The 22,311-nt window shown below is 31.4% G+C and carries 27 protein-coding genes; all 27 read left to right on the plus strand.

Annotated features, from left to right (window positions below; translation table 11 throughout):
* Nucleotides 1–401 (plus strand): electron transport complex protein RnfA (locus C3E89_RS10125; protein WP_236912689.1); only part of this gene is annotated, 401 nt, incomplete at its 5' end.
* Nucleotides 402–412: 11 nt separating this feature from the next.
* Nucleotides 413–1,228 (plus strand): RnfABCDGE type electron transport complex subunit B, encoded by an 816-nt coding sequence (locus C3E89_RS10130; RefSeq protein WP_236912691.1) that lies wholly within the window; start codon nucleotides 413–415, stop codon nucleotides 1,226–1,228.
* Between the two features lie 180 nt (nucleotides 1,229–1,408).
* The gene (locus C3E89_RS10135) at nucleotides 1,409–1,786 is read left to right on the plus strand and encodes a NusG domain II-containing protein (RefSeq protein WP_236912693.1); all 378 of its coding nucleotides are present in this window, start codon (nucleotides 1,409–1,411) and stop codon (nucleotides 1,784–1,786) included.
* Between the two features lie 10 nt (nucleotides 1,787–1,796).
* On the plus strand, nucleotides 1,797–2,321 hold the full coding sequence (locus C3E89_RS10140) for a Gx transporter family protein (RefSeq protein ID WP_236912695.1): 525 nt from the start codon (nucleotides 1,797–1,799) through the stop codon (nucleotides 2,319–2,321).
* A 9-nt stretch (nucleotides 2,322–2,330) separates the two neighbouring features.
* A complete protein-coding gene (locus C3E89_RS10145) occupies nucleotides 2,331–2,912 on the plus strand; it encodes a Maf family protein (RefSeq protein ID WP_236912696.1) in 582 nt (193 codons plus the stop codon).
* Nucleotides 2,913–2,930: 18 nt separating this feature from the next.
* Nucleotides 2,931–3,638, plus strand: a complete 708-nt coding sequence (gene radC / locus C3E89_RS10150; RefSeq protein WP_236912698.1) for a RadC family protein — start codon at nucleotides 2,931–2,933, stop codon at nucleotides 3,636–3,638.
* A gap of 40 nt (nucleotides 3,639–3,678) precedes the next feature.
* Nucleotides 3,679–4,710, plus strand: a complete 1,032-nt coding sequence (locus C3E89_RS10155) for a rod shape-determining protein (protein ID WP_236912701.1) — start codon at nucleotides 3,679–3,681, stop codon at nucleotides 4,708–4,710.
* Between the two features lie 10 nt (nucleotides 4,711–4,720).
* Nucleotides 4,721–5,557: a rod shape-determining protein MreC gene (gene mreC, locus C3E89_RS10160; RefSeq protein WP_236912703.1), complete on the plus strand. Its 837-nt coding sequence runs from the start codon at nucleotides 4,721–4,723 to the stop codon at nucleotides 5,555–5,557.
* A 16-nt stretch (nucleotides 5,558–5,573) separates the two neighbouring features.
* Nucleotides 5,574–6,074, plus strand: coding sequence for a rod shape-determining protein MreD (mreD, locus tag C3E89_RS10165; RefSeq protein WP_236912706.1), 501 nt, complete (start codon nucleotides 5,574–5,576; stop codon nucleotides 6,072–6,074).
* A gap of 11 nt (nucleotides 6,075–6,085) precedes the next feature.
* Nucleotides 6,086–9,421 (plus strand): penicillin-binding transpeptidase domain-containing protein, encoded by a 3,336-nt coding sequence (locus C3E89_RS10170; protein ID WP_236912708.1) that lies wholly within the window; start codon nucleotides 6,086–6,088, stop codon nucleotides 9,419–9,421.
* 93 nt (nucleotides 9,422–9,514) lie between these two features.
* Nucleotides 9,515–10,135: a septum site-determining protein MinC gene (gene minC, locus C3E89_RS10175; RefSeq protein WP_236912711.1), complete on the plus strand. Its 621-nt coding sequence runs from the start codon at nucleotides 9,515–9,517 to the stop codon at nucleotides 10,133–10,135.
* Nucleotides 10,136–10,153: 18 nt separating this feature from the next.
* Nucleotides 10,154–10,948, plus strand: a complete 795-nt coding sequence (gene minD, locus C3E89_RS10180; RefSeq protein WP_236912713.1) for a septum site-determining protein MinD — start codon at nucleotides 10,154–10,156, stop codon at nucleotides 10,946–10,948.
* Nucleotides 10,949–10,955: 7 nt separating this feature from the next.
* Nucleotides 10,956–11,240, plus strand: a complete 285-nt coding sequence (gene minE, locus C3E89_RS10185) for a cell division topological specificity factor MinE (protein ID WP_236913471.1) — start codon at nucleotides 10,956–10,958, stop codon at nucleotides 11,238–11,240.
* Between the two features lie 114 nt (nucleotides 11,241–11,354).
* Nucleotides 11,355–12,224, plus strand: coding sequence for an FMN-binding protein (locus C3E89_RS10190; RefSeq protein ID WP_236912715.1), 870 nt, complete (start codon nucleotides 11,355–11,357; stop codon nucleotides 12,222–12,224).
* Nucleotides 12,225–12,284: 60 nt separating this feature from the next.
* Nucleotides 12,285–13,340: an FAD:protein FMN transferase gene (locus tag C3E89_RS10195; protein ID WP_236912717.1), complete on the plus strand. Its 1,056-nt coding sequence runs from the start codon at nucleotides 12,285–12,287 to the stop codon at nucleotides 13,338–13,340.
* A gap of 59 nt (nucleotides 13,341–13,399) precedes the next feature.
* Nucleotides 13,400–14,095: a murein hydrolase activator EnvC family protein gene (locus C3E89_RS10200; protein ID WP_236912718.1), complete on the plus strand. Its 696-nt coding sequence runs from the start codon at nucleotides 13,400–13,402 to the stop codon at nucleotides 14,093–14,095.
* Nucleotides 14,096–14,194: 99 nt separating this feature from the next.
* Nucleotides 14,195–16,030: a TIGR03960 family B12-binding radical SAM protein gene (locus C3E89_RS10205; RefSeq protein WP_236913472.1), complete on the plus strand. Its 1,836-nt coding sequence runs from the start codon at nucleotides 14,195–14,197 to the stop codon at nucleotides 16,028–16,030.
* Nucleotides 16,027–16,746 carry a TIGR03936 family radical SAM-associated protein gene (locus C3E89_RS10210; RefSeq protein WP_236912720.1) on the plus strand — a complete coding sequence of 240 codons (720 nt, stop codon included), beginning with the start codon at nucleotides 16,027–16,029 and terminating at the stop codon, nucleotides 16,744–16,746. Before C3E89_RS10205 ends, C3E89_RS10210 begins: the two co-directional genes overlap by 4 nt.
* Before the next feature lie 17 nt (nucleotides 16,747–16,763).
* A complete protein-coding gene (locus tag C3E89_RS10215; RefSeq protein ID WP_236912722.1) occupies nucleotides 16,764–18,038 on the plus strand; it encodes an Rne/Rng family ribonuclease in 1,275 nt (424 codons plus the stop codon).
* An 89-nt stretch (nucleotides 18,039–18,127) separates the two neighbouring features.
* Nucleotides 18,128–18,439, plus strand: a complete 312-nt coding sequence (gene rplU, locus C3E89_RS10220) for a 50S ribosomal protein L21 (RefSeq protein WP_236912724.1) — start codon at nucleotides 18,128–18,130, stop codon at nucleotides 18,437–18,439.
* A gap of 2 nt (nucleotides 18,440–18,441) precedes the next feature.
* Nucleotides 18,442–18,786 carry a ribosomal-processing cysteine protease Prp gene (locus tag C3E89_RS10225; protein WP_236912726.1) on the plus strand — a complete coding sequence of 115 codons (345 nt, stop codon included), beginning with the start codon at nucleotides 18,442–18,444 and terminating at the stop codon, nucleotides 18,784–18,786.
* Between the two features lie 3 nt (nucleotides 18,787–18,789).
* Nucleotides 18,790–19,080 (plus strand): 50S ribosomal protein L27, encoded by a 291-nt coding sequence (gene rpmA, locus C3E89_RS10230; RefSeq protein WP_236912728.1) that lies wholly within the window; start codon nucleotides 18,790–18,792, stop codon nucleotides 19,078–19,080.
* Between the two features lie 170 nt (nucleotides 19,081–19,250).
* Complete coding sequence (gene obgE, locus C3E89_RS10235) at nucleotides 19,251–20,525, plus strand: GTPase ObgE (RefSeq protein ID WP_236912730.1); 1,275 nt, start codon at nucleotides 19,251–19,253, stop codon at nucleotides 20,523–20,525.
* A gap of 20 nt (nucleotides 20,526–20,545) precedes the next feature.
* Nucleotides 20,546–20,728, plus strand: coding sequence for a hypothetical protein (locus C3E89_RS10240; protein WP_236912732.1), 183 nt, complete (start codon nucleotides 20,546–20,548; stop codon nucleotides 20,726–20,728).
* 19 nt (nucleotides 20,729–20,747) lie between these two features.
* Entirely contained in the window at nucleotides 20,748–21,038 is a 291-nt protein-coding gene (gene yhbY, locus C3E89_RS10245) for a ribosome assembly RNA-binding protein YhbY (RefSeq protein WP_236912734.1), read from the plus strand.
* 77 nt (nucleotides 21,039–21,115) lie between these two features.
* Nucleotides 21,116–21,739 (plus strand): nicotinate-nucleotide adenylyltransferase, encoded by a 624-nt coding sequence (gene nadD, locus C3E89_RS10250; RefSeq protein ID WP_236912736.1) that lies wholly within the window; start codon nucleotides 21,116–21,118, stop codon nucleotides 21,737–21,739.
* The gene (gene yqeK, locus C3E89_RS10255) at nucleotides 21,736–22,308 is read left to right on the plus strand and encodes a bis(5'-nucleosyl)-tetraphosphatase (symmetrical) YqeK (protein WP_236912738.1); all 573 of its coding nucleotides are present in this window, start codon (nucleotides 21,736–21,738) and stop codon (nucleotides 22,306–22,308) included. The genes nadD and yqeK overlap by 4 nt, the downstream gene beginning before the upstream one ends.
* Nucleotides 22,309–22,311: the final 3 nt, after the last annotated feature.

Below are 22,311 nucleotides of genomic sequence, written 5' to 3' on the forward strand. Positions count from 1 at the left end.
TACATCATGCTATTCTAGATACTTTAGGATTACAATATTTACAAACTATAGTATTTATTCTTGTTATAGCAGCATTAGTTCAATTCGTTGAAATGGTACTAAAAAAGATAAGCCCAACATTATATAATGCATTGGGAGTATATTTACCATTAATCACTACAAACTGTGTAGTTCTCGGTGTAGCAATATTAAATATTCAAGAAGGATATACCTTAGTTGAAACAATATTTAATGCCTTTGGGGCATCAGTAGGATTTAGTTTAGCCCTAGTATTGATTTCAGGCATAAGGGAGCAATTTGAAGTAATCGATATACCAGAAGCTCTAAAAGGCTTCCCTATTGCATTAATAACGGCAGGTCTTATGTCCATTGCATTCTTAGGATTTAATGGACTTGTATAGGAGGTAATAAGATGATTGAAATATTATATCCAATTACAGTATTAGGTGGTTTAGGACTTATATTTGGATCCAGTCTTTCATTAGCATCTAAGGTTTTTTCAGTGGAAGTCAATCCAAAGGTAGATGAAATTAGAAAAGCATTACCAGGGGCTAATTGTGGAGCTTGTGGATTCCCAGGATGTGATGGTCTAGCAAATGCTATAGCAGAAGGTAAAGCTCCCGTAAATTCCTGTAGCGTTGGTGGTAATCCAGTAGCTGAAGTAGTGGCTGAAATAATGGGAGTAAATGCAGTAGAATCTACTAAGGAAGTAGCTACTGTATTGTGCCAAGGAGATTGTAATAAAGCGAAGGAAAAATATATTTACGAAGGAATCAAAGATTGTAGAGCCCAAAACATATTAGCAGGGGGTAGTAAATCCTGTTCCTATGGTTGTTTGGGATGTGGTACTTGTAAAGATGTTTGTGAATTTGATGCAATACAAATTATAGACGGTGTTGCAGTTATAGATAAAGATAAATGTACATCCTGTAAAAAATGTATAGGCGTATGTCCAAAAGGAATAATCGAGCTTGTTCCTTATGATAATGAAGTAATAGTTAAATGTAAGAGTAAGGATCCTGGCAAAGTTGTTAGAGCCAATTGTAGTACTGGATGTATAGGTTGTCAAATCTGTGTTAAAAATTGTCCAGTAGAAGCTTTTACATTTGAAAATTATTTAGCAAAAATTAACTATGAAAAATGTATTAATTGTGGCATTTGTGCAGAAAAATGTCCTACAAAAGCAATATTTTCAAGTTTAGAAAAACCAAAAGCAGCAGCCCAATAGAGCCTAAATTTTTTAGGCTCTTTTATTTTTACTAGAATTCATTTATAATATAAAAGGTAGAGTAAGAAACAATGTCTCTTTCTAATTATCTAAGGAAATCTAACTTGTAAATGGAAAGTATAAATGATAAACTAATTGTAATATGCACAGAATTAATATATATTCAAAAGGGTGAATAAGTTGACAAAAGGTGATAAGTTTTTGATGATCTTTATTGTAGTTATTAGCATATTATCCTTAGCTTATGTAAAAAGATCAGCCTTTAATTATAAAGAAAAGTATATAAGCGTACAGGTAAATGGAGAAGAGATAAAGAAGTTTATTTTTGATAGTAATTTAATTGGAAAAACTATTCCTGTAGAAACCCAGTATGGATATAATTTAATTGAAATAGGCAAAGAAAAAGTGCGAGTAATTGAAGCCGATTGTCCTGATCAATTAGATGTAAAACAGGGTTATATATCTAAAGTTGGAGAAGTCATCGTTTGCTTGCCTAATAGATTGGTAATTGAGATAAAAGGGGTAGATGAAGGAGATGTAGACTATATAAGCCGTTAGAGGTGAAAAGATGAAAGGAATTAAAAGATTAATTTTTCTATCATTATTAGTTTCTGTTGGCCTAGGGTTAAGCGTCATTGAATCCATGATGCCGGTACCTTTCGTAGCGCCAGGAGCTAAATTAGGATTATCAAATATGGTCATACTAATTACATTGGTAATTTTTGGTTTTAAAGAAGCTTTGACTGTAGGTATTCTTAAATCCGTTATATTTACTTTAGTTACAGGTAGCGTTACTAGTCTTTTTTATAGTCTTTCAGGTTCCGTTTTTAGTTGTATATTGATGTTTATAGCGTATAATAAATTTTCAAATATTTTTAGCTTAATTGGAGTTAGCATTTTTGGCGCATTAGCCCATAATTTTGCTCAAGTTTTAGTAGCTAGTATAATAATGAAAAATTTTAGGATATTCTCTTATTTTCCTATATTATTATTGACTAGTTTATTTACAGGGTATTTTGTTGGATTAGTTTCTATATTTGTAGTAAAGAACTTAAGAAAATCTTTTGACAATATATTTTATTCTAAGAATTAAGGTGATATTATGAACAGAATCGTTCTTGCTTCCGCATCTCCCAGAAGGAAAGAGTTACTATTGAAGTATAATGTAAAACCTATTATAATAGAATCCAAAATTGATGAAAAGATATCCCAAGATGAAATAGCTGAACAAATTGCTATGGCTTTATCTTTTGAAAAAGCTATCCAAGTAGCAAAACAATTTGACAAGGGTGAAATTATAATAGGAGCTGATACAATTGTAACTTATCAAGGTAAGATTTTAGGTAAACCTAAAAGCCAAACTGAGGGAAAAGACATGTTAAGGTTTTTAAGTGGCAAAGAACACGAGGTAATAACTGGCATAAGTATCATAAAAGCCAATACAGATATAAAGATTATAGATTATGAAAGGACAAAAGTAAAATTTAGAGAACTTACCGATGAAAAAATTGAGAACTACATTAATACTAAGGAATACATCGACAAGGCAGGAGGATATGCAATACAAGGATTAGGAGGAATATTAGTAGAATATATTCATGGATGCTACTTTAATGTAATAGGTTTGCCCATATATAAATTAGACAGTTTATTAGAAAGACATTTTGACATAAGTCTATTATAATAATAAAGGTGATAATATATGGCAAAAAGAATTGATATTAACAAATCTTATACTATCAAGGATCTTCCACTTAATGAAAGGCCTAGGGAAAAATTGATTAAATATGGAGTTGGTTCTTTATCTAACGCTGAGTTAATTGCCATAATTATTAGGACAGGACATTTAGAAGATACTGCCATAGACTTAGCTAATAGACTTCTCAGCATGGATAAAACAGGGATTGGGTATCTTTCTCATGCAACTGTAGAGGAATTAACTAGTATAAAAGGCATAGGCCAATGTAAAGCAGCTCAAATTATAGCTGCCATAGAACTAGGCAAAAGGATTTCTAGCAGAAGTGGAGAAGACAAACTAAAGGTAGACTCACCCTTAGTAATTGCAGAATTACTTATGGAAGAGATGAGGTATTTAACTAAAGAACATTTTAAAATAGCTATTCTAGACACAAAAAATCAAATCATTAGTATTGAAAATATTTCCATAGGTAATTTAAATGCATCTATTGTCCATCCAAGAGAGGTCTTTAATATTGCAATTAAAAGAAGTGCAAATTCTATTATATTAGTACATAATCACCCTAGTGGTGATCCAACACCAAGCACAGAGGATATTAATATTACACATAGATTAATCGATGCAGGAAATATAATTGGAATCAAGGTTTTAGACCATATTATAATTGGTGATAATAAATATATAAGCTTTAAACAGAAGAACATTATCTAAATTGTAAATTTTAGCCTATAGAAAGGAAGGAGCAAAGGATATGGGAATTTTTAGTGCATTCACGAAAGATATGGGAATTGACTTAGGAACAGCAAATACATTAGTTTATATTAAAGGCAAAGATATCGTCATTAGAGAACCATCAGTAGTAGCAATTCAAACCAATACAAAACAGGTTTTAGCTGTGGGTGAAGAAGCAAAAAAAATGATTGGTAGAACTCCAGGAAATATTGTAGCTATAAGACCTTTAAGAGATGGAGTTATAGCTGATTTCGATATAACACAAAGCATGCTTAAGTATTTTATTAAACGTTCTATGCAAAGACGTTCATTATTTCAACCAAGGGTAGTAGTTTGTGTACCTAGTGGGGTTACAGAAGTAGAAAAAAGAGCAGTAGAAGAAGCTGCCATCCATGCTGGTGCTAGAGATGCATATTTAATAGAAGAGCCAATGGCAGCAGCAATAGGTGCTGGACTTCCTGTTCATGAGCCTACTGGTAGTTTAATAGTAGATATTGGAGGAGGTACAACAGAAGTAGCTGTTATCTCCTTAGGTGGAATAGTTACCAGTAAATCCATTAGAATTGGTGGAGATGAACTAGATGAATCCATAGTTAACTATATTAAGAAAGAATATAGTTTAATGATTGGAGAACGTACAGCAGAAGATATAAAAATTACCATTGGTTCTGCCAACATAAACAATAAAGAAACTAAAATGAATATTAGAGGAAGGGATCTAATAAGCGGTTTACCAAAAACCATAGAAATAACTTCAAAAGAGATATATGAAGCCATGAGAGAACAAATATATAATATTCTAGATGCCATTAAATCCACATTGGAAAAAACACCACCAGAATTAGCTGCAGATATTATGGAGCAAGGTATAATGTTAACAGGAGGAGGAGCTTTATTAGATGGTTTAGATAGACTAATTAGGAATGAAACAGGAATGCCTGTTCATGTAGCTGAGAACCCATTAGATTGTGTAGCCATTGGTACTGGAAAAGCATTAGAAAGTATCGAGGTTTTGAAAAAAACTGTATCAAATAATAAAAGAATAGGTTAGTGGTGATATTATGTTTTTTTTCAAGAAATATAAAAATAGAATGATAGTAACTATAGTTGCTATCATTCTAATTATTGTTATTGGAGTTACTAGTAATAAAAGAACAGGACTATCGAAGATAGAGAAGACTATTGGAGATATTATTAAACCAGTAGAGAAGTTTTTCTTTAATATAGGGAAAAGATCCTCCAATTTTTTTAGTTCTATTAAAGATATTGGTAATTTAAGAGAAGAAAATGAAAATTTAAAGCTAAAAATTGCCGAATTAGAAGAAAAAAATCGACTCTATGAGGATCTAATTGGAAAAGCCGAATACTTGAAGAGTGAAAAACAACTAATGGACAATACTAATTATAGCTTAATAACTGCCCAAATCATAGGAAAAGAGCCAGGCAATTGGTTTGATAGATTTACAATAGACAAGGGTTTAAATGATGGTGTTAAAAAAGGAGATACGGTAATACAAGGAGTAGAAACCGATGATGGAGTAATTCAAGAAGGCATAGTTGGAAGAATTGCTGAGGTAGGGGATAATTGGTCTAAAGTGGTTTCCATTATAGATGAAAATAGTAAAATTTCCTTTAAGGTAATAAGAACCCAAGATGGAGGAATAATATCAGGCAGCGTAGACGGTAGATTAAATGGTTACCTATTTGATACCAAAGCTGATATAATGAAGGGAGACAAGCTTTTTAGTTCTGGGCTAGGTGGCATATATGTAAAAGATTTATATATAGGTGAGATTACAGATGTAATAAAGAAAGACGAAGATTTAACGAAACATATAGAAATAGAGTCAGCTGTTGATTTTAAGAAACTATATAAGGTTTTTATCATATCTAATTAAAATTGAGGGATTTAAATTGTTTATATTGATTACATTTTTAATAATCATAATTAATTTCATACTCCAATCTACAATACTCCAATATTTTAATATATTCAACGTAGTACCAAATACAGGTCTTGTTATCATAGTTGTAATAGCATTACTCAAGGGGAAAAGAGCAGGTAGTATTGTAGGCTTGATAGCTGGTCTACTACAGGATATCATATTCAGTCCTGTAATCGGAATAAATGGATTTTTATATTTTTTTATAGGATATTTAGTGGGAATGACAGAAAACAAGCTATCTAAGGATAATATATTGATTCCCTTTATTATGACCTTAATCTCCACTATATGTTATCATTTATTCTACTATCTATTTATGTACTTTTTATCCTATAATATATCTTTTCTTATCTTTTTTAAGGACGTAGTAATTATTGAAATGCTCTATAATAGCTTCATATCAATTATATTATATAAATGGTTTTCAAAGATATTTGTTATTCCTTCAATTAGGTTTGGAAGACGATAGGGGTGTAGGATGTGAAAATACTAGAAAAACTGAAAAATCGATATAATATTTTAATCATCATACTGACCACTATTATGTTAATTATTTCATTTAAACTGGCCACATTGACTATAGTAAAGGGTGATTATTATAGGGATATATCAGATAATAAAAGATTAAAAGAAATATATATTACTGCACCAAGAGGAGAAATTAGAGATAGATATGGAAGACTTTTAGCTGGTAATAAACCTAGTTTTACTGTACAGATTTTAAAGGATGAATTAAATATTAAAGACAGGGATAAGAAAAATAATACATTATTGACATTGGCCAGATTACTTGAAGAAGACGGTGTTATATATGTAGACGAATTTCCTATTGAATTTAATATCTTTGATTATAAAAGAGAAGATATTTATGAAATAGAAAATATTACACCAACAGAAAAGGTATTAGATATTATAATATCTAATAATCTATTACCTCAAATACTGGATACCTATTATATTCATTCTGATTATAAAGAACATTATCAATTTATAACAGTAAATAAAGCAATAAATGCTCTTAAAACTAAAGGGATTGACATGCCTATTAATGTTGCACTAAACCAAAATGGGGTAGAATTAAATTATAACAATGACAAGGATATAGAACAATGGAAAAAACATTACCAGATAAATCAAGGGGCCACTGCTAAAGAAGCGATAATTAGATTGATTGATAACGATAAAAATATTATTAGAAAAATAATAGATCATCCCATTTCAAGACAATTGGTTTATAATATATTGAAAGAAAAAGGTTTAGACACTAACTTTACTTTAAAAGAGTATTCAATAACTTTTGATCAAGAATACTTAGAACAAAAAAGAGCCCTTATGAAGACTTTTGAAGATATTAATTTTAAAACAAATGCTAAAGATGATTTTATAAATATTGTTATGGAAACTTCATTAGCAGATTTGTTGGAGAAAATAGTTAAAGTTGAAGATAAAAAGGGAAATATTGAGACAACTGTACCTGGAAAGATATTGATTGAAAAAATAGAAGAGAAGGACTTAGAGTCTCCCGTTACAATAGAAGTTAACGAAGAAGTTAATACTGTACTATATAGCTATAAAGACAAGGGTATATCTAGTGATAAAAATCCTTTAGACGCATTAATAGAATTTGGGAAGAAAAATGGTATATTAGAAGATTTTATAACCGATGATCAAATAAAGGGAATAGCTCAAGAGATCATATTGGAAAAGGGTTATAATCCTAAAATATCTGTTTCAAGATGGGAATATGTATCTATAGTAAATAAGAAGGATTGGTATGAAAAATTTAAAATTCCTGATGAGAAGAACCCAGAGGGTGCTTTTGCTTATTTAATAGAATACTATGAAATAGATAAAAACTTAAGCAAATACGAATCTAGGGTGATAATGAGTCTATATGATCAATTGGATAAACAAGGTCATAGGGCCTATCAACCAATTAATATAGCCTATGGTATTAAAGATACTACCGTTGCAAAAATTGAAGAAGGCCTCATGGAAATGCCAGGTATTCAAGTATCTATAGAACCAGTAAGATATTATCCAGAAGGAGAAACAGCAGCCCATATATTAGGTTATTTAGGTAAAATATCCCAAAATAATGAAATCGAGAAATACGTCAAAGAAAATAGTTATTCTCCTAATGATATAATTGGCAAGACTGGAGTTGAAGAGAAGTTCGAATCAGAACTTAGAGGTGAAAATGGCGTAAAAAGAGTAGAGGTTGATGTTTTAGGAAACACCACTAATACAATAGACGAAAAAAAAGCTATCCCAGGAAATAATGTATATTTGACTTTAGACATGAAACTACAAAAGGTAACAGAAGAGGCTTTAAAACACGGTTTAGAGCAAATCCAAGTAGGAGGAACATTTAAAAGCAAATGGGGAGATTATAAATTTGGAACAAGTAGAAGTAAAAGGAGACCATATATAAATGCTACTTCTGGTGCTGTAGTAGTTACTGACGTAAAAACTGGAGAGGTGTTAGCATTAGCTAATTATCCAGCTTATGATCCTAATCTTTTTTCTACTGGAATATCCAGCACAGACTGGGCTAGTTTATTTCCAGAAAATGAGGACGACCCATTAGCAGCAAGACCTTTGTATAATATAGCTATACAAACAGCCATACAGCCAGGTTCTACATTTAAAATGGTAACTGCCCTTGCAGCATTAGAAAAAGGGTTGAGTCCTACAAAAACTATTAGGGATATGGGGTATGTAGATGTGGGAAATAAAAGATTTGGTTGTTGGCTATGGAATTCAAATAGAGGCACCCATGGACCAGTTAATGTATATGATGCCCTTAGAGATTCATGTAACTACTATTTTTATTCCGTTGCCTTAGGAAGAAATCAAAGAACAGGTGAAGCTCTAGGCGTAAAAGTGGATATAGAAGATATTGCTAATATATCAAGGGAATTAGGATTAAACGATAAAACTGGGATAGAGATAGATATTCCTAGTGAAGCCTCTGGAGGAGTGCCAGACCCTCAAAGCAAAATAATGATAACTAAAACCTTATTAAAAAGGTATCTAAATAGAAATATTAGGTCTTATATTAAGGTAGAAGAGCAGTTTTCTGATGAAGAAATAGACGAGAAGATTGAAGAAATTATCAGCTGGACTGAAGCAGGGGAATCCTTAACTAGAAATGAAGTAATTAGAAGATTGGATTCTATGGGAATAGAACCAGAAAAAAGACTAGAAGGAGAAAGAGAAGGTTTAGCAGATAAGATTAAATATACCTATTTAAACTTTGCAGGATGGAATATTACAGACACCTTAAATGTTACTATTGGCCAAGGACAAAATGCTTATACTCCAATACAAATGGCTAACTATATTGCAACAATAGCCAACGGAGGATATAGACATAAGGTTACAGTTATAGATAGTATAAAAAATTTTGACAACTCCAAAACTCTATACCAAAGGGAAGTTAATCCAGAGAGAATTAAGCTAAATAATTATGAAAACTTGGAGCATGTAAAATATGGAATGAGAAAGGTAGCTAGTGAAGGTACTGCAAGAAGTTTATTTGGTAAATTTCCTGTCTCAGTAGCAGCAAAAACAGGAACAGCCCAAAGGTCAGGTGTCAATCCTGCCACTGGAGATACCTATGATGATTATGCTTGGTTCGTAGCCTTTGCTCCTTATGAGGAACCAGAAATAGCAGTTTCTATAGTTTTATTTCAAGGTGGAAGTGGTGGCTATGCTGGTCCTATTGCAAGAGAAATCATTGCTGAATATTTCGGTCTTAATAGTACTGATGAGAAGGAGACATTGCCGTTTGAAATTGAATTGGCAAGGTAATTTATAAACCTTCCAATTCAATTTTTCAAATTAGAAGGATTTATTGAATCAATGAAGAATATATATAGAGAAGTTATTGTGGAGGTAATACCAGTGAAAGAAGGACTAGTAAATTTTAGAGGAATTAAGGAAGGAATTTATATTTATATTAAAGAAGGTGATTTTCAACAGATTAGAATAGAACTGGAGAAGAAATTAAAAAACTCCATAGATTTTTTTAAAGGAGCAAATTTATTAGGTGTTAAAGGCGAGAATATTTCTGAAAAAGAGGTTGAAGAGTTACTTGGAATAATAGAAAATAAGTATAAACTACATATATCAAAAGATGGATTACCTTCCTGTTTGAAAGAAGAAAAGCCCTTTGAAGGTATATATGAAGGAATTACAAAGTTTATAAACACTACCATTAGATCTGGACAAGTTATTGAATACCATGGGAACATAGTAATAATAGGTGATGTAAATCCTGGGGCTCTTATTAAAGCTAAAGGAAATATCATAATACTTGGAACTTTAAGGGGAGTAGCCCATGCAGGGATAGATGGAAATTATGAGGCCATTGTAGCTGCCTATGATTTGCAACCAACCCAGCTTAGAATCGCAAATATTATTGGAAGAAAACCAGATGGAGATATAGCCCCTTCTGGATTGCCCGAAATTGCTAAAATTCATGACGGAGAAGTTCTTATTGAGCCATATTTACCGAGAAAATAATGAAGAGGAGGAAGAAAAATGGGAAAAGCAATTGTAATAACATCAGGAAAAGGTGGAGTAGGTAAGACTACCACAACTGCAAATATTGGCACAGGATTAGCTATATTAGGAAATAAAGTTGTAGTAGTGGATACAGATATTGGTCTTAGAAACTTAGATGTGGTTATGGGGCTGGAAAATAGAATAGTATATGATATAGTTGATGTAGTAGAGAAAACCTGTAGATTAAAACAAGGTTTAATAAGAGACAAACGATTTGATGGATTATTCTTATTACCTGCCGCGCAGACGAAGGACAAGACTGCAGTAAAACCTGAACAGATGCTAGAGCTAATAAATGAATTAAAAGAAGAATTTGACTATATAATAATAGACTCCCCTGCAGGAATAGAGCAAGGATTTCAAAATTCCATTGCTGGTGCTGATGAAGCTTTCATAGTAACTACACCAGAAATTTCAGCCGTAAGAGATGCAGATAGGGTAATTGGGCTACTAGAGGCACAAGGGTTAAATAATCCCAAGCTGATTATCAATAGGATTAGACATGATATGGTAAAAAGAGGAGATATGATGAATGTAGATGATATAATAGATATATTAGCGGTAGATTTAATAGGAGTTGTACCAGATGATGAAGCCATAGTAATTTCAACTAATAAAGGAGAACCAGTAGTAGTTGAAGATGAACCATTGTCAGCAAAGGCATTTAAAAATATTTGTAATAGAATAACTGGAAAGGAAGTAGAGTTACTTAACCTAGAGACCAATGAAGGTAAATTTAGTAAGTTAATTAAACTACTATTTAGCAAGTAAAGGGGGAATAACCTTGGATTTTCTTAAAATATTTGGCAAAAAAAATCAAAGCAGTAAGAATGTAGCTAAGGAAAGATTGAAATTGGTTTTAGTCCATGATAGATCAGATTTATCTCCCAAATTTTTAGAAATGATTAAAGGTGATATGATTAGGGTAGTAAGGGAGTATGCAGAAATCGATGAAGAAGGGTTAGATATTAAATTAACTAGAATGAAAAGAGAATCAGACAATATGCCTATGTCTGCCTTAGTAGCAAATATACCAATAATCAAAGTTAAAGACCAAGAATAATATACAATGATTGTTAATAATCAAACAATTATTGTATTTATTATAAAATTTAGGTATAATATACAAGGGTTTTCAAGCACTTACCTAATTATTTAAAATTTTGGAGGGATACAAATGAAAAAAAGGTTAGGTTTTATGCTATTAGCTACAGTGCTAATCGCTGCTTTATTAGTTGGTTGTGGTAGTCAAGATACAGGAAGTACTACAACTGATGAGGACTCTAACGAAACTGTAGCTACTGGGGAGCTTCAAGATGGGACTTATTTAGTTAAGGATCCTGTAAGTGACCATGGTAACTATGGCATGGCAAAGATGGAAGTTGCAAATGGTGAAATTTCTTCATTTAGTTATGTAGAGATTTTAGCAACTTCAGGAGAAGAGAAAAACGAAGGCAATTATAATTACCCAGATGGACTAGCTGTAATCAAAAACCTTAATGAACAATTTAACGAAAAGAAAGATTTAAATGAAATGGATTTTGATGCTGTTTCAGGCGCTACTCATACAAAAGAAGCTTTTAAGGATATAGTTAATAGATTACTAGCGCAAGCTGAAAAAGGCGAAACATACACTCCAGTATACAAAGATGGTGAATACACAGCTAAGGCTGAAGAAGAAAGCCATGGTTGGTTAGGAGAAGTAGCGGTAGTAGTAAAAGACGGACAAATTGTTGGAATAGATTATTTTGAATCAGCTGTAGAAGATATGGAAAGCAATAAAGTAGTTTTTGACGAAGACAACAAACCTGTTACAGACAGCGATGGAAAACCAAAAACTGAACCAGTTGAAGTTAAAGCTGGAGAAAGAAAATCTGCCGATAACTATGCTTATTTAGATTCCTTTGATGTAGTTAAAGGAGTTCAAAAATTAATAATTGACAATAATGGTACTGAAAACCTAGATGTAGATTCTATTACAGGAGCTACTAATACAAGAACTACTATGATCGAACTAGTTGAAAAAGCATTAGAAGAAGCAAAATAGGAATTAAACCCTAACGTAATGTTAGGGTTTTTCTAAATATTCTAAGAGGTGTAAATCATTATGAAAATAAAAAAATCGTTAGTACTTATAATAATGGCTATTATTATATCTTTTGTTAATGCAGGATGCCAAAAAAAAGATAATGAAGGACCTTTAACTAGAACGGAATTCTTAATGGATACTGTTATTACACTAAAGATATATGACCAGAAAGATAAGAAGATACTGGATGAAGCTGTTGATAGATTAGAAGAAATCGAATCAAGAATGAGCACAACCATAGATACTAGTGATGTAAGTTTAATAAATAAAAACGCTGGAATCCAACCTGTAAAAGTTCATGAAGATGTATATTATGTTATTCAACAAGCAAAACATTTTGCTACAATTACTAATGGAGCTTATGAGCCAACTATTGGGCCACTAGTTAATTTGTGGAATATAACTGGAACAGACAAAGATGAAAGAGACTCTATTCCATCAGAAAAAGAGATTAAAAAAGCTATGGATTTAGTAAATTATAAGGATTTAGAACTAATGGATGATAATCAAGTATATTTGAAGAGGAAAGGAATGCGGCTAGATTTAGGTGGAATAGTTAAAGGTTATGCAGCAGATGAATTAAAGAGGATATTATTAGAAAAGGGAGTCAGTTCTGCTATAATCGATTTAGGAGGCAATGTATATGCATTAGGTGTAAAGGAAAATGGAGAAGCCTGGCGAATTGGTATACAAGACCCCTTTGAAGTAACAGGTAATTACTTAGGTATATTAAATGTAAGAGATAAATCCATAGTTACGTCAGGAGATTATGAAAGATATTTTATATATGAAGGCCAAAAATATCATCATATTATCGATTCTAAAACTGGTTATCCATCAGAAAATGAGGTAGCTGGCATAAGCATTATTTCAGATAAATCCATAGACGGTGACGCATTATCTACTGCATTATTTGTCTTAGGAGTAGATGAAGGAACTAGGTTAGTAAATACATTAGAAGGAATAGAAACCATATTTATTACAAAACAAGGGGAAGTATTCGTTAATGAAAATATAATGGAAGAATTTTCACTAGGAAACAACAAATTAAAATTGATCAAAAATCCAAATTAATAAGTAATAAAACCCACCATTAATAAATATCATAATAGTAGATTAAGGTGGGTGAAATTATGTATAAAAGAAGATACAATGTTAAATACAAAGGTATTTTAAAAGGTATTATAAATTATTTAAAAAGAAGATTTCATTATAAAAGACAGTTAAATAAGATAATAGGCGTTTTAATCATTTTAATTTTAATCTTCATACTAAAAATGATAAACAACAGGATTTCATCCAGTATCATCCAGATAATTCACAACAGCGTAAATTATGAATTTAGTATGAAGAAAGATGGAAAAATAATAATCAATTATGGAAAAAAGATATTAATGTTGCCAGAAAAAACTTTGTCCGTTTTGAACATAACTAATTCTACTAAATATCCACCACCTATAGAAGGTGTAATATATAATCCTTTTGGAGAAACTATGTATCTAGATGGAAGGACTACATTTAATAATGGAGTAGATATAATACCAGAGGAAGAAAAGGAACCTGTATCCATAGAAAAAGGTACTGTAAAGTCCATTGAAGATAGAGGATCAAAAGGATATTTTGTTACAATAGAACATGAGAATATAGTATCAGTTTATGGATACTTAGTATCTGCCTATGTAAAAGAAGGAGAAAAAATAGAGGCAGGTACTAAAATAGGTACATTGGGAACCAATAAAGATGGAAATAAATATTTGCATTTTGAAATATGGGTAGATAATTCACCAGTAGATCCATTGAACTATGTGGAATTTAATAAAAAACTTTAAAACTGTCCTAGACAGTTTTGTTTTTCTTCTATTAAAAGAAATAAAAAGATGGTAAGATAGTATTAGAGTACTAAAGAAAAGGTGATATAGATGATAGATATTAATAAATTCGATAAAGTATTAAAAAAGGTAGAAAAGCCTGCCAGATATATAGGTATGGAAAAAAACTCTATTAAGAAGGATTTAAATAAAGTAAAAGTCAAATTTGCTTTTGCATTTCCAGATATATATGAAGTAGGCATGTCCCATTTAGGCCTTCATATATTATATAATCTGTTAAATCAGGAAGAAGATATTGCTTGTGAAAGGGTGTTTGCTCCTTGGACGGATATGGAAGAAGAGATGACTAAGGAAAACATACCTTTATTTACTCTAGAAAATAGAGAGCCAATAAAAAACTTTGACTTTGTTGGCTTTACATTACAATATGAAATGAGTTATACTAATATAATCAATATGCTCAATTTAGGAGGAATTCCAATTCTATCAAAAGATAGAAAAGAGGATAGCCCTTTTATAATAGCTGGAGGACCTTGTGCATATAATCCAGAACCATTAGCAGATATAATAGATTTTTTCGTAATTGGTGAAGGAGAGGAAGTCACACTAGAAATATTAAAAAAATATAAAGAAAATAAAGATGCAAAGGCAAGCAGACTAGACTTTTTAAAGGAAATAAGTAGCATTGAAGGAGTATATGTACCATCCTTTTATCAGGTAGTCTATAAAGAAGACAATACTATAGATAAGATGGAACCCATAGTAGCAGGGGCACCAAAAACCATAAAAAAAAGGATAATAAAGGATTTAAACTCGGTTTATTATCCAGAAAAATTAATTTTACCCTATATAGAAACAATCCATGATAGAATTCCATTAGAGGTTTTTAGAGGTTGTACAAGGGGCTGTAGATTTTGCCAAGCTGGTATGATTTACAGACCAGTTAGGGAAAAATCAGTTGATAGACTATTAGAATTAGCGGATAAATTAGAAAAAAACACAGGATATGAAGATATATCTTTAACATCCCTTAGTTCCTGTGATTATTCTCAGCTTCAACTGTTGATTTCAAAACTAATGGATAGATATGAAGAAGAAAGGGTTGGGGTATCACTACCTTCCCTTAGACTAGATTCTTTTAGTATAGGAGTTCTTAAAGAGATCCAGAAGGTTAGGAAAACTGGTCTTACCTTTGCTCCAGAAGCAGGTAGTCAAAGGTTAAGAGATGTAATTAATAAAGGGGTAACAGAAGAAGATTTAATCACTGCTACTACCTACGCTTTTGAGGAAGGTTGGTCTACTATAAAGCTATACTTTATGATAGGTTTACCTACAGAGGAAGAAGAGGACCTATTAGGTATTAGAGATTTAGGTTATAAAGTAAAAGATATATTCTTTAGCTTACCTAGAGAAAAACGTAGAGGAAATTTAAAGATAACTCTTAGTGCTTCCTGTTTTGTGCCTAAACCTTTCACGCCTTTCCAATGGGTAGGTCAAAACTCCATTGATGAATTTTATGAAAAAATAGATTTAATTAAAAAAAATGTAAAAGATAAAAAAGTTACATTCAACTATCATGATCCAAAGCTTAGTTATCTAGAAGCAGTACTGGCTCGAGGAGATAGAAGATTAGGTAAAGGCTTGATAAAAGCTTGGGAAAAAGGATGTAAATTTGATGGTTGGTCAGAAAAATTTGATTATGACAAATGGATTGAAGCCTTTAAGGAAACAGGAATAGATGGAGATTTTTATGCATTAAGAGAAAGACAGCTGGAAGAAATTTTTCCATGGGATTTTATAGAGCCAGGGGTCACTAAAGAATATCTAATTAAAGAATATGAAAAAGCAAAAGAAGAGGAATTAACTAGGGATTGTAGGCTAGGATGTACTAATTGCGGGATCAACAAAAGCTTTACAGGTGGTGTATGCAAATGATTCTACGGGTGAAATTTACAAAGGAAGACTATTTAAAGTATATATCTCATTTAGATTTGATGAGGTTATTTCAGAGGACCTTTAGGAGAGGATATATACCTATTAGATATTCTGAAGGATTTAACCCTCAGCCTAAATTTTCTATAGCTAATCCATTAGCCTTGGGAATTGAAAGCGTAGAAGAATATATGGATATTGATCTATATGATAAAATACCCATAGAGGATTTTATGGAAAGGATGAATAGAGAATTACCAGAGGGAATTAGAATTATTGAAGCTAAGTATATAGAAGACAGTAAATCCATTTCTGCCCTCATTAGTTGGAGCTATTACCAAATAAAGTTCATAGCCAAGGATATAAACAGCAAAGAAGAATTACAAAAACTTTTAGAAGATTGGCTAAAGAAAGAAGAAATAATAATTAAAAAAGTTAGACGCAAAGGCAATAAAATTAGGGAAAGGGATCAAAATATTAGAGGTTTTATTGGTAATGTTATAATAGAAGATTTCAGAGTTGAAGCAGATTCACCTTTTAAAACTACAATAGCAATGAATTGCCTCCTTAAAGCTGGAGACAATGGGAATCTTAAACCTACAGATTTTTTAGAAGCTATGGAAAAACATATTAGTATAGGTATAGACTTTGATACTGTAGATATTAAGAGACTCCAACTATTAGCCGAAGATAAGGGTAGAATTGTATCGCCAATGTAAAATTTAGGAGAGGTAATATGAATTATATTTTTATCGATTCAAAAGATAATGTTGAAATAACAGGTGTAGTTGAAGAAAATAGACTTGTAGAACTTTATATAGACGAAAAGGATTATAAAAAACAAGCAGGAAATATTTATAGAGGTCGGGTAGTCAATGTATTGCCAGGTATGGAAGCAGCCTTTGTGGATATAGGGGAAGGTAGAAATGCATATCTATATATAAAAAATGCTCTGCCTAAAGAGATGATTAAGAAAAATGGACAGATAAAGATTGATGGACAGATAAAGATTGAAGATATAATAAAGAATGGGGAAGAAGTAATAGTCCAGGTACTAAAAGAAGCTTCTCAAAATAAAGGAGCTAAAGTAACAACTCATATTACTTTACCGGGAAGATTTGTAGTACTAACCCCATTCTCTGACAAAATCAATTTTTCTAGAAAAATTGATGATATAGAAGAAATAGAAAGATTAAACCAAATCGGAAAAGATATGCAAAGGGACAGTATGGGATTAATCTTTAGGACAAAGTCATCTGGCGTAGCAAAAGAAATATTAATTGATGAATATAATACTCTTATAAATATATTTAGAAAAATAGAAAGAGAGAGAAATTTTTTACCCTGTCCTAAATTAATATATAAAGAGATGGATCTTTCTCATCAAATCATTAGAGATGTTTATAATGATAATATTCATAGGATAATCATAAATAACAAGGAAAAATATGAAAGTTTATTAAACCTTCAAGGAATCATCTTTCCTAAATTAGAAGAAAGAATACATTATGATAAAAGCTTCGATATATTGTCAAAGGAAAGTATTATGAATGATATTCAAACTGCATTAGAAAGAAAGGTAACCCTTAAAAGCGGTGGATATATAGTAATAGACGAGACAGAAGCCTTAACCGCCATAGACATTAACACAGGCAAGTTTACAGGTAGTAAAAATCTTGAAGATACGGTGGTTAAGACCAATCTAGAAGCCGCCGAAGAAATATCAAAACAGATCAGGCTTAGAGATATAACTGGAATAATAATTATTGATTTTATAGATATGAAGCATAATAAGGACATAGATTTGGTTTTAAACAAATTGGAAGAATCTTTAAGTTTTGATAGAAATAAGGCTAATATAATTGGCATTACAAAATTAGGATTAGTAGAATTAACTAGAAAAAAGGTTAGAAATAGCTTGAGTTCAAGATTTGTTAAAAAATGTCCAGACTGTAATGGTAGAGGCAAAATTTTGGATAGAAGTATTGACAAATCCATATTTATCTGGTAAAATTTTTGTTTGTAGGTAGCCGCTCAATGTGGGTTTAAGCATAGTCACCTAACATTGGCGAGACTGGTTAGAGGAGGTGCATTGTAGAGATGTATGCTGTAGTAGAAACAGGTGGAAAACAATACAGAGTTCAAGAAGGGGACATTGTATTTGTTGAAAAAATTGACACCGAAGAAGGAGAAAAAATAGATTTATCTAAAGTACTTCTTGTTTCAAAAGAAGACGATTTAATCGTTGGAAAGCCTTATGTTGAAGGAGCTAAAGTAGAAGCTACTGTATTAGAACAAGGAAAAGCTAAAAAGATCATCGTTTTCAAGTATAAGGCTAAAAAGAATTACAGAAAGAAACAAGGACATCGTCAACCTTATACAAAATTAAAGATTGAAAAGATTGTTGGTTAATTATGATAAAGATTATTATATTTAAGGATAGGAAAGGTTATATTGAAGGATATAAAGTTTCTGGACACGCAGATTATGATATTAAAGGAAAAGATATAGTATGTGCAGCTGTATCCGTACTAGCTCAGACTACATTAATCTCTTTAGTTGAAGTATGCAATGTCCCAGAAAAAAAAATAGATTATTCCATAGATGATAAAGGATTCTTAAATGTGACCCTTCCAAATACCCTAGATATAAGCACTAGAATGAAAACGGAAATAGTTTTGAAGACTTTTGAAATAGGTATAAAATCAATATTAGAAAGTTACTCGGAGTATATAACTCTCAAATATAGGGAGGTGTAGAAGATGATAAAGCTAAATTTACAATTATTTGCTTCTAAAAAAGGAGTAGGTAGCTCTAGAAATGGTAGAGATAGTGAAGCTAAACGTTTAGGCGTTAAACGAGGCGATGGTCAATTTGTATTAGCTGGTAATATCCTTGTTAGACAAAGAGGCACAAAGATTCATGCCGGAAACAACGTAGGTAGAGGCGGAGACGATACTCTATTTGCTAAAGTAGATGGCGTTGTTAAGTACGAGAGAAAAGGTAGAGATAGAAAACAAGTTAGCGTATATCCTAATGAGGAATTAGCATAAATTCTAAAGCTTGCCAATATGGTAGGCTTTTTTTTCTGAGAAAATATTAGAATAATTTTAAAGGACTAGAATAAAATAATATTTAAATTAATAGCATTTAGAATTTTTAATTATTGACAGCTAATTATAAGTTGGTATAATTAAATTACAAAATGATAAAGGATGATAATATGTTTATTGACATAGCCAAGATTAATCTAAAAGCAGGTAAAGGTGGAGATGGAGCTGTTGCCTTCAGAAGAGAGAAATATGAACCAGCAGGAGGTCCTTATGGCGGTGATGGTGGCGATGGTGGAAGTATAATTATACAAGGAGACGAAGGTATAAGAACATTAATGGATTTTCGATATAAACGCTCTTATAAAGCTGAGAACGGAGAAAATGGCAGAACTAAAAAGCAATTTGGTAAAAGAGGACAGGATTTAGTACTTAGAGTTCCAGTAGGAACTTTAATAAAAGATGGAGATACAGAAAAGGTAATAGTAGATATTAAAGAACATAATCAAAAGTTTATAATAGCTAAAGGAGGCAAAGGGGGAAAAGGTAATGCAAAATTTGCAACCCCTACTAGACAAGCACCCAGGTTTGCTGAACCAGGAACAAAAGGAGAAGAGAAGACGATTATCTTAGAATTGAAACTATTGGCTGATGTTGGCTTAATTGGATTTCCCAATGTGGGAAAATCCACAATACTATCTATTTTGTCAGAAGCAAAACCTAAAATTGCTAATTATCATTTTACAACTTTAAAACCTAATTTAGGAGTAGTTAGAGTTGATGATGAGCAAAGCTTCGTTATTGCCGATATTCCTGGATTGATAGAGGGAGCCCATGAAGGGGCAGGCCTAGGTCATGATTTTTTAAGGCATGTGGAAAGGACAAAATTACTAGTTCATGTATTAGATAGTTCTGGTATAGAAGGGCGAAATCCAATAGAGGATTTTTACAAGATAAACGAAGAGTTAACTCGTTATAACCCAAAGCTTAAAGACAAAGATCAGATAATTGTGACCAACAAAATAGATTTATCTGAATCAGAAAATTGGCTTAATAAAATAAAAGAGGAATTTGAACCCTTAGGGTATAAAGTCTTTCCGTTATCTGCTGCAACTAAGGAGGGAATTAATAGACTAAAATATGGTATATGGGAAGCATTAAAAGATATTGAAACTGAATATGAAACCTTTGATGAAAAGATAGACATAACAGTTACAGGACCGACTGAAGACACTATTATTGTTAAGAAGGAAAATGGACAATATATTGTTGAAGGTTCCTTCATAGAGAGATTACTATATTCAACTAACTTTGATAACCATGATTCTTTAAGATATTTTCAAAACACTATAAGAAAAAGGGGTGTTGTAGATAAACTAAAGGAATTAGGAATTGAAGAAAAGGATTCAGTATTTATTTGTGGATATGAATTTGAATTTTTTGATTAAATGGAGGGCTTGTGTGTAAAATGGACTGTTATAATTGTGGTAATTGTAAAGAAAATCAACCAACATATTATTGCCTAGCAAAGAATGAAGTAGTAATCAATAGAAACTACAAACCATCAGAAAAATCAAGAACTGGATGGAAAAAAGGAAGCAAAAATTATGAATCTCACAGAAGACAATCTAGAAAAGAAATAGAAGTTTAAAACTAAAGGAGTGTAGTAATTGTTAACAGGAAAACAGAGAAGTTATTTAAAGGGTCTGGCCAACACTATGGATCCAATATTTCAAGTAGGAAAAAATGGAATCACAGATAATTTTATTAAACAGGTAGATGAAGCCCTAGAAGCTAGGGAAATTATAAAAATAAAAGTATTGAACAACAGTTATTTAAATGCAACTAAAGTAGCCAATGATTTAGCTGAAAGTACCAATGCAGAATTTGTTCAAAGTATAGGAAATAAATTAGTTCTATACAGGGAATCTAAAGAAAACAAAAAAATTCAATTACCTTAGTAGATAAATAGTTTAAACTTCAGAACTAACCCTTCTGAAGTTTATCTTTATTTGCTAAAATACAGGAGGAGAAAAACTTGAAAAGAAAGAAGATTGGAATTATGGGAGGGACTTTTGATCCAGTTCATAATGGTCATTTAGTATTAGCAGAAAATGCTAGAATTAAATTCAACTTAGATAAAATACTATTTATACCAACGGGGAAGCCCCCTCATAAGGATAACAATTATATCACATCGAATATTCATAGATATAATATGACTTTACTTGCCATAAATTCGAATCCCTATTATTTTTTATCATCTATTGAAACACAAAGGGAAGGTATTACCTACACAATAGATACAATAAAATATTTAAAAACTAAATCTAATAGTACAGATTTTTATTTTATATTAGGTTCAGACTCTTTATATCAGATACATAAGTGGAAAGACTATGAAGAACTATTAAGCTTATGTAATTTTATAGTAGCTAAAAGGAAGGGATTAGACGATAGGAAATTAGAAAATAGAATTAAAGAATTAAGCCAATTGTATAATAGTAATATACATATATTGGAATCACCTTTAATTGAAATATCATCTACTGAGATTAGAGAAAGAGTAAAAAATAGATTGTCCATCAAATACTTAGTTCCCAAAGCTGTAGAACTATATATAAATAAGAATAATCTTTATAAGGAGCAGGATTTAAAATGATAGAACAATGGATTTATGATAAATTGAAAAAGGATATAGGAATACAAAGATTTAACCATTCCATAGGAGTTATGAATACAAGTATAGAACTAGCTAAATGCTACAATTATTCAGTTGAGAAAGCTAAAGTAGCTGGACTTCTACATGATTGCGGTAAACTTCAGGGAGAAATAAATTTGTTGAAAATGGCCAATGATTTTGATATAATTCTAGATAATGTTATGAAAGTTAATAAAGAGCTCATTCATAGCCATCTAGGTGCAGAAATAGCAAAAAAAGTATATAATGTAGGGGATCAAGATATTTTAAATGCTATTCGTTTCCATACCACTGGCAGAGAAAACATGGGTCTATTAGAGAAAATTGTTTATATTGCCGATCTTATTGAACCAGGTAGAGATTTTCAAGGTGTAGAAGAAATAAGAAGATTAGCCTATGAAGATATTGACAAATCTCTATTATTTGCAATGGATAACACATTGAAATTTGTTATTGAAAAAGGGAATCTAATACATTTAGATACTATTAAGGCAAGAAATCATTTAATAATTCTAAAGAATATGGAGTGAGGT

The sequence above is a fragment of the Clostridium sp. Cult1 genome (assembly GCF_021655095.1).
Lineage (GTDB): Bacteria > Bacillota > Clostridia > Tissierellales > Tepidimicrobiaceae > Schnuerera.

What these genes read in the sequence shown, in the direction of transcription:
- C3E89_RS10130 (WP_236912691.1), top strand. Translation starts at nt 413, where the DNA reads ATGATTGAAATATTATATCCAATTACAGTATTAGGTGGTTTAGGACTT.
- C3E89_RS10140 (WP_236912695.1), top strand. Translation starts at nt 1,797, where the DNA reads ATGAAAGGAATTAAAAGATTAATTTTTCTATCATTATTAGTTTCTGTT.
- C3E89_RS10145 (WP_236912696.1), top strand. Translation starts at nt 2,331, where the DNA reads ATGAACAGAATCGTTCTTGCTTCCGCATCTCCCAGAAGGAAAGAGTTA.
- radC (WP_236912698.1), top strand. Translation starts at nt 2,931, where the DNA reads ATGGCAAAAAGAATTGATATTAACAAATCTTATACTATCAAGGATCTT.
- C3E89_RS10155 (WP_236912701.1), top strand. Translation starts at nt 3,679, where the DNA reads ATGGGAATTTTTAGTGCATTCACGAAAGATATGGGAATTGACTTAGGA.
- mreC (WP_236912703.1), top strand. Translation starts at nt 4,721, where the DNA reads ATGTTTTTTTTCAAGAAATATAAAAATAGAATGATAGTAACTATAGTT.
- minD (WP_236912713.1), top strand. Translation starts at nt 10,154, where the DNA reads ATGGGAAAAGCAATTGTAATAACATCAGGAAAAGGTGGAGTAGGTAAG.
- C3E89_RS10190 (WP_236912715.1), top strand. Translation starts at nt 11,355, where the DNA reads ATGAAAAAAAGGTTAGGTTTTATGCTATTAGCTACAGTGCTAATCGCT.
- C3E89_RS10195 (WP_236912717.1), top strand. Translation starts at nt 12,285, where the DNA reads ATGAAAATAAAAAAATCGTTAGTACTTATAATAATGGCTATTATTATA.
- C3E89_RS10200 (WP_236912718.1), top strand. Translation starts at nt 13,400, where the DNA reads ATGTATAAAAGAAGATACAATGTTAAATACAAAGGTATTTTAAAAGGT.
- C3E89_RS10210 (WP_236912720.1), top strand. Translation starts at nt 16,027, where the DNA reads ATGATTCTACGGGTGAAATTTACAAAGGAAGACTATTTAAAGTATATA.
- C3E89_RS10215 (WP_236912722.1), top strand. Translation starts at nt 16,764, where the DNA reads ATGAATTATATTTTTATCGATTCAAAAGATAATGTTGAAATAACAGGT.
- rplU (WP_236912724.1), top strand. Translation starts at nt 18,128, where the DNA reads ATGTATGCTGTAGTAGAAACAGGTGGAAAACAATACAGAGTTCAAGAA.
- C3E89_RS10225 (WP_236912726.1), top strand. Translation starts at nt 18,442, where the DNA reads ATGATAAAGATTATTATATTTAAGGATAGGAAAGGTTATATTGAAGGA.
- rpmA (WP_236912728.1), top strand. Translation starts at nt 18,790, where the DNA reads ATGATAAAGCTAAATTTACAATTATTTGCTTCTAAAAAAGGAGTAGGT.
- obgE (WP_236912730.1), top strand. Translation starts at nt 19,251, where the DNA reads ATGTTTATTGACATAGCCAAGATTAATCTAAAAGCAGGTAAAGGTGGA.
- C3E89_RS10240 (WP_236912732.1), top strand. Translation starts at nt 20,546, where the DNA reads ATGGACTGTTATAATTGTGGTAATTGTAAAGAAAATCAACCAACATAT.
- yqeK (WP_236912738.1), top strand. Translation starts at nt 21,736, where the DNA reads ATGATAGAACAATGGATTTATGATAAATTGAAAAAGGATATAGGAATA.